Annotated in this window: 9 protein-coding genes; 6 read left to right on the top strand and 3 right to left on the bottom strand. The window is 63.5% G+C overall.

Annotation, left to right across the window (positions count from 1 at the left end; translation table 11 throughout):
• The first annotated feature begins 19 nt into the window (after positions 1 to 19).
• The gene (locus UUA_RS08655) at positions 20 to 1552 is read left to right on the top strand and encodes a glycoside hydrolase family protein (protein ID WP_235605848.1); all 1533 of its coding nucleotides are present in this window, start codon (positions 20 to 22) and stop codon (positions 1550 to 1552) included.
• 74 nt (positions 1553 to 1626) lie between these two features.
• On the opposite strand, the gene UUA_RS08650 is transcribed toward UUA_RS08655, so the two are convergent.
• Entirely contained in the window at positions 1627 to 2829 is a 1203-nt protein-coding gene (locus tag UUA_RS08650) for an MraY family glycosyltransferase (RefSeq protein WP_167316979.1), read from the bottom strand.
• Between the two features lie 589 nt (positions 2830 to 3418).
• Positions 3419 to 4651, bottom strand: coding sequence for a polysaccharide biosynthesis/export family protein (locus UUA_RS08645; RefSeq protein WP_337999111.1), 1233 nt, complete (start codon positions 4649 to 4651; stop codon positions 3419 to 3421).
• Between the two features lie 157 nt (positions 4652 to 4808).
• Between UUA_RS08645 and UUA_RS08640 the strand changes: the two genes are divergently transcribed.
• The 5 genes from UUA_RS08640 (at position 4809) to UUA_RS08625 (ending at position 10604) form a co-directional block, all read left to right on the top strand.
• Positions 4809 to 5039 carry a hypothetical protein gene (locus UUA_RS08640; RefSeq protein ID WP_008435993.1) on the top strand — a complete coding sequence of 77 codons (231 nt, stop codon included), beginning with the start codon at positions 4809 to 4811 and terminating at the stop codon, positions 5037 to 5039.
• Positions 5040 to 5293: 254 nt separating this feature from the next.
• The gene (locus tag UUA_RS20195; protein ID WP_268793809.1) at positions 5294 to 5419 is read left to right on the top strand and encodes a hypothetical protein; all 126 of its coding nucleotides are present in this window, start codon (positions 5294 to 5296) and stop codon (positions 5417 to 5419) included.
• Between the two features lie 460 nt (positions 5420 to 5879).
• Positions 5880 to 7157, top strand: coding sequence for a Vi polysaccharide biosynthesis UDP-N-acetylglucosamine C-6 dehydrogenase TviB (tviB, locus tag UUA_RS08635; RefSeq protein ID WP_008435990.1), 1278 nt, complete (start codon positions 5880 to 5882; stop codon positions 7155 to 7157).
• A gap of 15 nt (positions 7158 to 7172) precedes the next feature.
• A complete protein-coding gene (locus tag UUA_RS08630) occupies positions 7173 to 8183 on the top strand; it encodes an NAD-dependent epimerase (protein WP_008435989.1) in 1011 nt (336 codons plus the stop codon).
• A gap of 93 nt (positions 8184 to 8276) precedes the next feature.
• On the top strand, positions 8277 to 10604 hold the full coding sequence (locus UUA_RS08625; RefSeq protein ID WP_008435988.1) for a M48 family metalloprotease: 2328 nt from the start codon (positions 8277 to 8279) through the stop codon (positions 10602 to 10604).
• Positions 10605 to 10695: 91 nt separating this feature from the next.
• Here UUA_RS08625 and UUA_RS08620 read toward each other — a convergent pair whose 3' ends face one another.
• Complete coding sequence (locus UUA_RS08620; RefSeq protein WP_008435987.1) at positions 10696 to 10950, bottom strand: TonB-dependent receptor; 255 nt, start codon at positions 10948 to 10950, stop codon at positions 10696 to 10698.
• Between the last annotated feature and the right edge of the window lie 381 nt (positions 10951 to 11331).

The raw sequence follows: 11331 nt of genomic DNA, 5'->3' as shown, positions 1-11331 counted from the left end.
GGCGAGTCATGCGAGGTTCATGGCCGCCGCTTCCCGCACAGTAGACTCGAACGACCGGCCCACTGGAACAGGCGCCATCGTTGCGAGCCTTCAGGACTGGCTCTTGCACACCGGAGACCGCGCCATGCCAAGATCGTCGAAAGTGACCAACGTGCTGGATTTCCTTCCCGCATCTGAACGCGCCGCCATTCGCCTCGGCCGCAGCAGCTACGACTGCACCGGCGGCATCCAGGCCGCGATGGCCGCGGCCAGCAAGTTGTTCGTGCCCGCCGGGGTCTACCTGGTGAAACAGCTGAACCTCAAGCCCGACATCGAGGTGTACGGCGAAGGCGAGGCCAGCGAACTGCGGGCCTACGACCGCTCGCTGGCCTGTGAATTCATGCTCGCCACCCACCTCCGCGACGGCGGCACCCGCTTCGTTGCCGACAACATGCGCAACATCCACCTGCACGACCTGAAACTCACCGGGCGGGTGGCCGAGTTCGGCTACGAGCAGTACTTCTACCTGCTCGCCGTCAACGCCACCTCGGACCTTACCGTCGAGCGCGTGACGTTCCACGGCTTTCGCGGGGACGGCATGTACGTCGGCTCGGGCACGCTGGCGAGCACCGAGCGCCACAACCAGCGCATCACCGTGCGCGATTGCGTGTTCGACGGCGCAGTCAAGGACAACCGCAACGGCCTGTCCATCATCGACTGCGACGGGCTGACGGTCGAGAACTGCACCTTCCGCAACATCGGCAACGCGAAACTCTCCCATTCGGTCGGCGGCATCGACTTCGAGCCCGATCACACCTGGAGCATTTATCGCAACGTGACCATCTCCCGCTGCAAGTTCATCGACATCAATACCGTGAACACGGCAGGCATCTCGTTCTTCAATGGTCGCCAGGAGGGAGACAACATCCACGATTGGGTGGTGTCGGACTGCGAGTTCTCGAACTGCTACTGGGGCATCGACTCCTCGACCAAGGCCAAGACCGTCGCGGACATCCCGGACAACCTCAGCGTGATCAACTGCAGCTTCCTCAATTCGATACGCGTTGACGTGGCCGTCAAGGGCCTCAGCAACACGCAGATCAGCGGCTGCACCTTCCAGCGCTCGCCGGCGGGGTCCGGACCGGGAGGCGACGCGGTACGCCTTGGTGTCGTCGCTTTCCAGACCAGCCGGAACGCCATCGAAGCGGTGATCACCGGCAACACGTTCATCGGCATACGGCCACAGATGGGCGTGGTCGGCGTCTTTGGCGTAGATGGCATGGTGTGCGCCGGCAACGTGTTCACCGATATCCGGGGAACCTGCATCAATTTCGCCGAAGACGAGACTCCCGACCATGCCAGGATCATCGACAGGGTGATCATCTCCGGCAATGTGGCAAGGCGCGGAGCACCCTCGAATACCAGCATGTCGTTCCTGAGCACCAGCAACCGCGCAACCATCAGCAGGGGTCACCTGGCGTTTGAGCGCTCTTTCGAATACGCCAACGACATCGAGAGCGGCATCACGAAGGTTGCAAACGGAGCGACGATCCAGTTTCTGGGCACCACGTAACTCGCCTCGACCTTCGTCCACCAGACCGGACGCACGGCCACCCGCCCCGCCCCGCAAGGGCAGGTGGCCACGGCTCAACGGCGGAAGGATTCCCGCGCCGGCCCGTACGTACCCGTTGTCCTGTCGCCCGGCTCGGCCATGAACTCATGCCTCTGCCCGGCAAGCCCGCCCGAGGGTGAGCGCCGGTTCGACGGCACCGCGATCACGTCGGCGCTGCGTTGCAGGTCAAGCAGCCGATGCCGGCGCGCCTCCTGGCGCAACCAGGCGTGCGAGACCGTAATGACATACACGCCCATGGCAACGCAGAACGCAGTCAGGTTGGTGCCGGCGGAATGGGCAAGGCTGCTGATGAGCGCACCGACCAGCGCCAGGGCAGCCGCGAGCACGACCAGCAGGGCCAGCGTCGCGCGCGGCCCGAGCCCCGTTCCCAGCAGGATGTGGTGGATGTGCCCGCGGTCGGGCTTGAACGGCGACTTGCCCTGGCGCAGGCGCCGGTACATCACCGCGAAGGTGTCGAAGACCGGCAGCGCCACGCACCACAGCACGTCGACAGGCGACAACTGCGATTGCGGCATCTGGCTCAGGCGGATGAGCGCCCACGCCAAGAGATAGCCGATCAGCATGCTGCCGGCGTCGCCGAGGAAAATCTTTCGGCCCATGAAGCCCTGGTTCGCGACGAGATAAGGCAACGACGCCGCAGCCAGCAGGGCCAGCATCACGATGACGCCATGCAGCGGAGTGGGTCCAGCGAACAGGACGATGGCGGCGATGCTGACCAGTTCCAGGCTGCCGGCGAGGCCGTCGATGCCATCCATCATGTTGAACGCATTCACCAGGCCGATGACGGCGAGCACCGTCAGCGGGACGCCGACCCAGCCCAGCATCACTTCATGGCCGAAGATGGTGCCCAGCGTCTGGATGTAGACCCCGGTGCCGGCCACCACGGTGAGGATGACGATGGTCTGGATCAGCAGGCGGTCCCGCACGCTGAGGTCGAAGCGATCATCCAGCGCGCCGAGCATGACCAGCACTGCGGAGGTGCCGAACAGCGCCCTCTCGAATCCCTGGAACTGGTCGTGACAGAGCACCCCACCCACCAGCAGTCCACTGAAAATGGCCAGTCCGCCCACCAGCGGGACCTCGCCAACGTGCTGCTTGCGTTGATCGGGATGGTCCACCAGCCCCAGTGTGGGGGCCAGGTGTCGCAACACCACAATGGTCAGTGCTGAGGTGCATGCAGCAACCAGATAATCAAGAACTAGCCACGACTCGTGCATGGTATCTCTGTCTCCGGCCCATCTCGAAACGGATCCCCCAAGTCCGACCGAACTGAGTTGTGAATAGCGCAGATCCTGAGCTATGCGCCTGTGGGTCAACGATCCGGCTTGCCCAACGGGAACGGCCCAAAAGAACCGGTAACCATTATGTTGAAGAAAACAGGTTTCACCCTGATGAAAGATTTAAGAACTTATCACCTTTGACAGCGATACTTTATGTAACGCAATTCATGCATTCAGCCCCACATGTTTTAGATGAGCATTTTGTCAAGCGTACGTTTACATTATGTTTTAGCAACTAGCAGTATGCAGAAAATGAATAAAGCCTGTCCGCACGCTGAATAGCCATCCAAGCCATGAATTCAGCTCGCTGCGTCGTGGGGGTCACCCGGGCAAAACGACGCGCCAGAATGCGCAGAGCCAACGGGTGTCGAGCCACCATCCCAAAGCTGGACATGGCCAGGTACGTGATTCGGCGTGGCGACGTCAGGCATTCATATCCAGTTGCGGGCCGCTCATGCGGCATCGACCGGCGGCGCGCTCGCCGCCGGTCGATCGGCTCGTTTTACGGTGATTGATCCGGACAGCCTCAGCGGGTCGCGTTGTAGTTGGCGGTGGCGGCACTGCTCAGCAGGTTGGCCGACGGCAGCAACTGGCTCAGCACGCGATTCCAACGGGTCACGCCAGCCGCGCCGACAAACACCACGTCGCCGGGCTTCACCCTGAAGCGGTCACCTAGCGCGAACGCCGCCGGCGAGCGCGCATCCAGCTGAAAGACCTTGGCTGGTGTGTTGTCGATGTTCTTCGCGCCACGGATGACGTAGACCTCCTTGCCACTGGAAGTGACCGGATTGAGGCCACCGGCCCGACCCAGCGCCTGTGTCAGCGTGATGTCGGCCACGCTCCTGAAAGTGACCGCCAGCGGGCGCAGCACTTCGCCCATCACGTACACCTCCTGGGTGTCGTTGTACGGCAGCATCAGGCGGTCGCCCGGCTTCAGGTAAATATCCTGGGCTATGCTGTGGCCATTGCCGAGAGCGGTCAGGTCGAGGTGATAATCGTGCCCGCCACGGGTCAGGATCAGGTCGGACATGTTGGCTTGGTCGGCATTGACCTGCGCCGTGCCCAAGGCTTGTCCCAGGGTCAACGGAACGGTCGTGATCGGCTGCGGGTCGGTCTTCATGAAGGCACCCTGCAGCAGCACCTGCTGGCTGTTGTAACCGACGACGCCGACATCCACCTGCGGCCGCTCCACGAACTTGGCGATCTTCGAGCCGATGGTCTGGCGTACCTGCTCGATGGTCATGCCCGCGACCTTCACCGCGCCGACGTACGGATAGAACATCGTGCCGTCCGAACGGACCAGTCGGCCGTTGGCGGCGGTCTGCTGCTGCGAGCCGGCCGGCGAGGTCAGCTCCGGATGATCCCATACCGTGATGTAAAGCGTATCGCCGGGACCCACGCGGTAAGGCTCCGGCTTGTACGACAGCAACTCCTGTGGCACCGCGGCGCCCAGCATCTGCGCATGATCTTCCGTCAGCAGTTGCGGAGTGATCGTCACCAGCTGGACCTGGCTGTTGTCGGTGGGTGTGCCTCGAACCAGTCCATCGCTGGACATGCGCTGTCCTGGAGCCCACACACAGCCACTGACGAGCAGCACCCAACCCAGCACGATAAACGCGGGAATCTTTCTCATAGTCAACAGGTCCTCGCAGGGACGACCGCCAAAAAAACACACCGGCGAATCGCCATTGAGCAGCACATGTCCACTCTCTGGAGCCGGATTTTCCCCGGCCGCACCAAAGTGGTTCGCAAAGCGCAAAATTACTCTTCCTGAGTGCTCCCTGTACCTGAGCGTTAATACCCGCGACAGAAATAGACTGTTAAACGGGACTTCTGTGATGCCATATATCACGTGAATAAAACATCACGGATGATCGAATGCATGGCGTCAACCATTATCGAATTCAGCTTGCGTTATGCGTATGACGCAGGACGCAATCAGCGCATGGCCGGCATCACTGGCGCTGTTCTTCGTGCATCCGCTGCGCCACCCGCACGAACTCTTTCTGATGAGCAAGATGGCCATCGTTCGGTGCGGATGGATCGGGCGGGACCCGCCAGATTCCATCCCTGCGCTCTGCGCCGCGGCGCTTGGCAAGCCCCCCGGCGTCACCCGCTCCCAACCGCAAATTTTTGACCGCTTCTGACCCACAGCGACACCGTCGGGATCAGCAGCCCCGCGGCGCAGCTCGCCCGCCGTCGCTCCCATACCCGGGGCCCGGCTCTGCACCGTGCGTTGCCACGGTAGGCAGCCGGCCAAACTGCGATTTGTATCCCAGTCTGGCAGCCGGGATGCCGTGTTACCTTAACGCTTCGTTCGCATCCTCTTTCGCTTGGCACGATACTGGCTTGCCCAGGCCCATCCACAGAACCGCCTGCCCTGCCACGAATGCTCAAGACCATGGAAAACGACGAGAAGAAGCCGCGGGTTTGGGGGAAAAACTCCCGGGGGTTCTGGCTGACCTTTTGTCTGGCGCTGAGCGCAGTCGCCGGCTGGCTGATGTTCCAGCTGAACGTCCTGCACTGATTGATGCCGGGCGCTTCGGCGCCTGACCATACGGATCTCCGCCCTGGCGACGCCATCCGGCCCGCCGGGCTCCTGCTCTCGTGCATTCGTGACTCCTCACCGGTCCACAGACGCCGGCGTGCACGATTCATGCACGGTCCACCTTGGCATAGTCGGCGCCATGTCAGTGCTAGCGCAAGGTGAACCTCCGTCGCGCCACGTACGCAGACCTTCTGCGAGTGGTCATGACGGTGCGTGAATGCAGGATTGCCAGCGGAACAAACGTCGGGATCTTCGTCGCCCGGCACGCAGCTGCTGTGTTCCAATGGCTGTGGCCCGTTTGCGCGCAACGTGTGCCCCATGGTTCCGCGGTTGCTGGCAACTTACCTGAACGCTGATCCCCAAGCGTGCTCGATTGTGGCTGTGACTGCCGGATCGACGTGCGCATCAGCGCGTCCCATCCAAACATCGAGGTGACCGTATGCGGAACATCCAGAACACCAAGCTCGCCATCGTGGGCCTGGGTTATGTCGGCCTGCCGCTCGCCGTGGAATTCGGCAAGCACTACGACACTGTCGGCTTCGACATCAACCAGGCCCGCATCGACGAGCTGGCTTCCGGCCACGACAAGACGCTGGAAGTCGATGCGGCGGAGCTGGCCGCAGCCAAGCGGCTGCGCTTCACCGCCGAGCTGGATGATCTGCGCGACCGCAACACCTACATCGTCACCGTGCCCACGCCGATCGATCTCGCCAAGCGCCCGGACCTGACGCCGCTGATCAAGGCCAGCGAAACCCTGGCCAAGGTGCTCAAGCCCGGCGACGTGGTGGTGTACGAATCAACCGTATATCCCGGTTGCACGGAAGAGGTGTGCGTGCCGATCCTGGAGAAGGGCTCGGGCCTGGTCTACAACCGCGATTTCTTCGCCGGCTACAGTCCCGAGCGCATCAACCCGGGCGACAAGCTGCATCGCGTCACCAGCATTCGCAAGGTCACTTCGGGCTCCACGCCGGAGACGGCCGATTTCGTCGACCGCCTGTACAGCTCGGTCATCACCGCCGGCACGTACCGGGCCAGTTCGCTGAAGGTGGCCGAAGCGGCCAAGGTGATCGAGAACACCCAGCGCGACCTGAACATCGCGCTGGTCAACGACCTGGCCATGCTGTTCAACAAGCTCGGCATCGACACCCTGGAAGTGCTGCAGGCGGCCGGTACCAAATGGAACTTCCTGCCGTTCCGTCCGGGCCTGGTCGGCGGCCATTGCATCAGCGTGGACCCGTACTACCTCACCCACAAGGCGCAGGAGGTGGGCCACCATTCCGACGTGATCCTGGCCGGCCGCCGCACCAACGACGGCATGGGTCCGTACATCGCCGGCGAAGTGATCAAGCTGATGGTGTGCAAGGGCATCAACCCGGTGCATGCGCACGTGCTGATCCTTGGCCTGGCGTTCAAGGAGAACTGCCCGGACCTGCGCAATACCCGCGTGGTCGACATCGTGCAGGCGCTGCGCGGCTACAAGGCCGAGGTCGACGTGCACGACCCGTGGATCAACGCCGCCGAAGCCGAGCATGAGTACGCCATCACGCCTCTGGCCGAGCCGCAGGCCGGCGACTATGACGCCGTGATCATCGCGGTCGGCCACCAGCAGTTCGTCGACATGGGGCCGGCCGGTATCCGCGGGTTCGGCAAGCCCGACTCGGTGCTGTACGACGTGAAATGCCTGCTGCCGCGCGAAGCGGTCGACGGCCGTCTCTGAGCGGGACTTCATGCCATGAAAGTACTGGTCACCGGCACTGCCGGCTTCATCGGCTCGCACGTCGCATTGCAATTGCTCGAACGCGGCGACGAGGTCATCGGCCTCGACAACCTCAACGACTACTACGACGTCAACCTGAAGAAGGCGCGGCTGGCGCGCTTCATCGAACATCCCGGCTACACGCATGTGCATGCCGATCTTGCCGACCGCGCGGCAATGGAAAACACCTTCGCCACGCACAAGCCGCAGCGCGTGATCAACCTGGCAGCGCAGGCTGGCGTGCGGTATGCAGCCGAGAACCCGCATGCGTACGTGGCCAGCAATGTCACCGGCTTCCTGCACGTGCTGGAAGGCTGTCGCCGCCACGAGGTGGAGCATCTGGTGTTCGCCTCCACCAGTTCGGTGTACGGCGCCGACACCGCCATGCCGTTCTCGGAACACCAGCCCACCGAGCATCCGCTGACCCTCTACGCCGCCACCAAGAAGGCCAACGAGCAGATGGCGCACAGCTATGCGCACCTGTACGGCCTGCCGTGCACGGGCCTGCGCTTCTTCACGGTCTACGGGCCATGGGGACGCCCGGACATGGCGCTGTTCCTGTTCACCCGCGCGATCCTGGCCGGCGAGCCGATCAAGGTGTTCAACCATGGCCGGCACAAGCGCAGCTTCACCTACGTGGACGACATCGTCGAAGGCGTGATCCGCACGCTCGACACACTGCCGGCCAGGGACAGCCACTGGAACGGCAACGCTCCCGACCCGGCCAGCAGCGGGGTTGCACCGTACCGCCTGTACAACATCGGCAATGCGGAAACGGTGGAGCTGATGCGTTACATCGCGGTGCTTGAGCAGTGCCTGGGACGCAAGGCGCAGATGGAGATGCTGCCCATGCAGGCCGGCGACGTCCCCGACACCGAGGCGGACGTGTCGGAACTGATCCGCGCGGTTGGCTACGCGCCGAAGGTGTCGATAGACACCGGCATCGCCAACTTCGTGAGCTGGTATCGCGACTACTACCGCGTGTAGCCGCTCCCTGCCTAGCGCGGGCAGGCGCATTGCCGATGTCGGGCAGTTTTGTGATTATTCGGGGCATCGAAGGAAATCACGCAAAGGACTGCCATGGCGCAATATCGGGTGAAGCTCTCCGGATACCCCCTGCCCGGCCACACCACTGAAAGCATTGCCGAGGCGCTCAAGCAGCAGATGGGACTCGGCCCTGCCCAGGTGCGGGCGTTGTTGCCGCCAGCGAAGCGCGTAGTCAAGGCCGGGCTGGATGCGCAGGAGGCGGAGCGCTGGCACCAGGCGCTGACCCGGGCGGGGTTGGCCGCCAGCAAGGAGGCGCAAGCGGCCCCCGCGGCGGCTCCCGCCAAACCCGGCGACCCGCTGGAAAGCTTGCGATCATGCCTCGCCCAAGGATTCTCCAGGCGTCGACCGAGCCCGCTCTACAGCATGCATCTGAGCGTGGTGACGATTTGCTGCGTGCTCATGCCGCTGCTCTATCTGGCTCTGGTGACCGGGCTGGGGTATGCCTTGTACTGGTATCTCGGCCACGCTCACCTGCTCATCGGCCGACGGGTGCACGGCATCTGGCCGCTGCTCCTCGTCTATGGCGTACCCGGCGTGAGTGGCGGCATCCTGCTGCTGTTCCTGGCTCGCCCCATCCTGGCTGGAGGCAGCGGCAGGGACCGTTCCCTCACACTCGACCCTGCCGACGAGCCACGTCTGACCGAAGCCATCCAGGTACTCACCGGCGCCATCGGCATCCGCCCGCCGGTGGCGCTGAAAATGTCCAACCAGGTCAATGCCAGTGTGCACTTCGAAGGTGGCTGGCCCGGATTCTTCAGCGGCCGCAAGGTACTGACCATCGGCTTGCCGCTGGTGGCCGGACTGACCAGCCAGCAGTTCCTCGGCGTGCTTGCCCACGAGTTCGGCCATTTCGCCCAGCGCTTCGGCATGCGCTGCAGCTTCCTCGTCAATCACGTCAATGCATGGCTGGACGTGCGTGCGCACCAGCCCGATCCCTGGGATGAACGCCTGCAACGCTGGGCCGAGGAAAGCGGTGACACCGTGATCCGGATCGTGGTCTTCATCACCCAGCTCGGCATCAGGGCCTCGCGCATGCTGTTGCACGGACTGTTCCTGCTGAGCTTCCGCCTGTCGCGCTCGCTGTCGCGGCAGATGGAATTCGACGCCGACCGCTACGAGGTGATGCTTGCCGGCAGCGAGAACTTCCGTGAAACCGCACTGCGCCTGCGCGCCCTGAGCCAGGCCTTCGGCGAGATCGACGAACAGAATGCCCGCACCTGGCGCGAGCACAAGCTGCTGCGGAACATTCCGCAAGCTGCCGCCGCCCACGTCGCCACGTTCGACACGCAAGCCTGGGCCAAACTGAAACGCAGCCTCGGCTACGGCACCACGCGTTACTGGGATACCCACCCGGCCGACCTGGAACGCATCCGCAGCGCGCAGGACCTGCAGGCGGCCGGCCTGTTCCACGACGACCGCCCCGCGACCACCCTGTTCGAGCACTTCGCCGAGCACTGCGAAAACGCCACCCGTGCGTACTACCGGCAACTGGGAGTCGACTACCAGACCGCCGAACTCTGCGACAGCCAGACCGTTACCAGCATCCATTCGCAGCGCACCACCGCCGTGGACGACCTGCGCCGATGGAGTGGACGGCAATGGCGCAGCCTCCCCTGGCTTCCGCTGCAGCTGGCACTGCCGGATGCACAGGCGCAGTTGTCCTGGCAGGCCTGCATCGATGAACTGCGCCAGGATTCCCCCGCCATCGCACGGGACTGGGAGGCCGCGGAACAGGAGAACAAGCGGCGCATGCGCCTGGCCTTCTCCGGCACGCTGGACCGCCACGACATACCGAGCCACCTGAATCGCGTGGAAGCATTCGACGAAGAGCGCCATCTGCCCGAGTACCAGCGGATCGCCGAATGGAAAACCCCGGCACGCCAGTCACTGATCCGCGTGGCGGGCCTCTACCGCCGCCGCATCGAACACACCCTCGGCAGGGAGCGCCTGGTGGCCGAACTGGTGTTCGCCCTCAGCCCCTTGTACAACGACATCGAATGTCTGCAGGAAGCCTGGTTCGTGGCGAGCCGGTTTCCGGACAGCAGGGACCCCGCACAGCATGCCTGGCTGAGCCGCTTTCGCCACGATGCGGACGTGGCCTGCCAGGACTACGCCATGCACCTGCTGCGCAAATGCGACGGCATCCCGCAGACGCTGCTCGAAGGTGGCAGCGTGGGTGGCTATCTGCGCAAGCGCTGCCCCCGCCTGGACCATTCGTCCGCCAGCCCCAGGGAGTTCGCCGGATCCGCCGGACTGCTGCTCGATGGGCTGAATTACGCCTACCAGGCGGCACTCGCGGAGCTGGCGCAGCGATGCGCGGAAGTGGAGCGGTCGCGGGGAATCACCGGGATCGATGGGTAAGCCCGAGGCTGCGCCAAACGCAACAGCGAGCCCGCGTATGGATCGTCTCCCCGGATACGCCCATGGAGACGGCGCTACAAGGCGACGACGGTCAGAAGCTGGCCGTCACCCGCCCGTACAAGAAGGCGCCGTTGAAACCGAACGGCGAGGTGAGCGCGTACTTGACGCCGAGGAACTGCAGCGTGGCGTTCTGCTCCCTGTCGGGGTAGGTGTTGAACACGTTGTTGCCGCCGACGGCCACCGAGAAGGTGTCGTTGAACTTGTAGCGCGCCTCCAGGTCCACCAGCGTCTTGCCCCTGTAGTGGCTCACGTCGTCCGGCAGGTTGTTGCTGCCGAACAGGCCCACCGTGGTACTCCAGCTGCCGTAGTGGTTGATCCGCGCGATAAAGTCGATTCGTCAGCTCGCGGGCGCTGATGGTCGGGAAGCAGGAGCGACTCGAAGCATGGAGATCATTGGAGAGTGGCCCATCGCCGGCAACGACCTGAGCCGCGTGCTGAACAGATTGCCGGCACGCCGGCAGCAAAGTGACGCGCACGTTTAAGTTGACCGCCTTGTATCTAAATGGATACTATCCATCCATGGTCACGATCAAGCAATCGGACGAGTTCGCCAGGTGGCTCAAGGGTCTGAAGGATCAGACGGCGAAAGCCAAGGTGATCGTGCGGATAAAGCGTTTGGCGAAGGGCAACATGGGCGATGCCAAGCACGGCGGATTCAACTTTGAAG

Origin of the sequence: Rhodanobacter thiooxydans LCS2 (genome assembly GCF_000264375.1) — a bacterium.
GTDB lineage: Bacteria > Pseudomonadota > Gammaproteobacteria > Xanthomonadales > Rhodanobacteraceae > Rhodanobacter > Rhodanobacter thiooxydans.
Note: the sequence above shows the minus strand (reverse complement) of the source record. Positions and strands in the feature narration are given on the sequence as shown.

Excerpts from the sequence above, each read along its gene's own strand:
- UUA_RS08655 (WP_235605848.1), top strand. The coding sequence starts at position 20 with ATGGCCGCCGCTTCCCGCACAGTAGACTCGAACGACCGGCCCACTGGA.
- UUA_RS08650 (WP_167316979.1), bottom strand. The coding sequence starts at position 2,829 with ATGCACGAGTCGTGGCTAGTTCTTGATTATCTGGTTGCTGCATGCACC.
- UUA_RS08640 (WP_008435993.1), top strand. The coding sequence starts at position 4,809 with ATGCGTATGACGCAGGACGCAATCAGCGCATGGCCGGCATCACTGGCG.
- UUA_RS20195 (WP_268793809.1), top strand. The coding sequence starts at position 5,294 with ATGGAAAACGACGAGAAGAAGCCGCGGGTTTGGGGGAAAAACTCCCGG.
- tviB (WP_008435990.1), top strand. The coding sequence starts at position 5,880 with ATGCGGAACATCCAGAACACCAAGCTCGCCATCGTGGGCCTGGGTTAT.
- UUA_RS08630 (WP_008435989.1), top strand. The coding sequence starts at position 7,173 with ATGAAAGTACTGGTCACCGGCACTGCCGGCTTCATCGGCTCGCACGTC.
- UUA_RS08625 (WP_008435988.1), top strand. The coding sequence starts at position 8,277 with ATGGCGCAATATCGGGTGAAGCTCTCCGGATACCCCCTGCCCGGCCAC.